Origin of the sequence: Streptomyces sp. NPDC048275, from assembly GCF_040652275.1 — a bacterium.
GTDB lineage: Bacteria > Actinomycetota > Actinomycetes > Streptomycetales > Streptomycetaceae > Streptomyces.
This window is the reverse complement of the sequence record NZ_JBEZLR010000268.1, coordinates 1-1,163: the sequence shown is the minus strand read 5'-3', so window position 1 is coordinate 1,163 and position 1,163 is coordinate 1. Positions and strand designations below refer to the sequence as shown.

2 pseudogenes are annotated in these 1,163 nt (G+C 64.4%); both read left to right on the top strand.

Annotation, left to right across the window (positions count from 1 at the left end):
- Positions 1 to 339, top strand: a pseudogene (locus tag AB0D57_RS47865) (hypothetical protein); the annotation flags it as partial.
- 712 nt (positions 340 to 1,051) lie between these two features.
- Positions 1,052 to 1,163 (top strand): annotated as a pseudogene (locus AB0D57_RS47860) (IS6 family transposase); the annotation flags it as partial.

Here is a 1,163-nt window from a genome sequence, read left to right as displayed (position 1 = left end):
ATACCGCGCGCCACCCGTGAGGGCGCTCTCTACCTTGACGCGGTGACGCACGCTCAGCACCACACCCCGGAGTACCCCAGCATCGTGAACGGTTCCATCGCGGCAGCCGTGCGCGGCTCTTTCGGCGATGTCAGGTTCACCGACCGCACCCGGGGCAGCGAGTTGTTCGTGAACCCGCTGATGTCCCTGTACTTCGCCTTCGACCTCCCGGGGCTGGCAGCCCGCTGCCTCTACCTGGATCGGATCGAGGACACCCACCTGATGCGCCAAGTCCATTCGCGGATTGCCGAGTTCCGCGAATCCGTAGTCACTCGCCCACCCCGCCGCTTCCCGCACTAGTGACCAGGCCGACTGTGCGCTGCCCGGCGCCATCGCTGCGTCCGCCAGGAACGACGCCACGGTCAGCGAGAATTCAGGGAACCACCAGTTCTCGGTCGGCTGTGAATCATCTATTCATGCGACCGACAGTGCGGACTCCCTGCGCATACACGACTTATCAACATGCGAGTCCGCCGGCACCAAGGCCGGAGACCGCGCCCCTTCAACTGGCACTCCGCGGCGTCGCCGATTGACGAAGTGAAGCCGCACCACGGTGAGACACCAGATGCCGACACCTTTGTCTCAACTCCTAGAGCTCGTAACACGATCTTGTTGAGGTGTGTGGTGTGACTGCAGGGCGGCGTCGTTCAGTGGGTCTGTCCGGTTTGATCATGTGATGCCGAGGGTGGCCAGTGGGCGGGTGGCGTTGCGCGCGTGATGGAGTGGAGCCCGCCGCGACGCACCCGTGGCGATGTTTCACATCCAAATCCGCCATTGACGGTACGCCAACTGGCGGATATATCGACGGCGGCCCAGTGGGTGAGGGTGAGCCATGCCGTACCCATCTCGCCGCCGCCTCCGGACCCTGGTTTCGCCCCTACCATGGGCACGTCGCAGATGCTCACCACGGCGAAGCGCCTGTTGCCCTCTTCCGTGCGGACTGCCAATGCGTCAGGCTTTGGGAAGGGATACGTCACGATGACCGTGAACGACGGAGAGGGCGAACCCTTGGGACAAGCTTCGCTCCTATGGCGCAGCCCGCCGTGAGGTCATGCCCTCGGCTGAGCACCGCTCGCACAAGGGCCTGAACAACCGGGCGGAGAACAGCCACCAACCCACCCGGC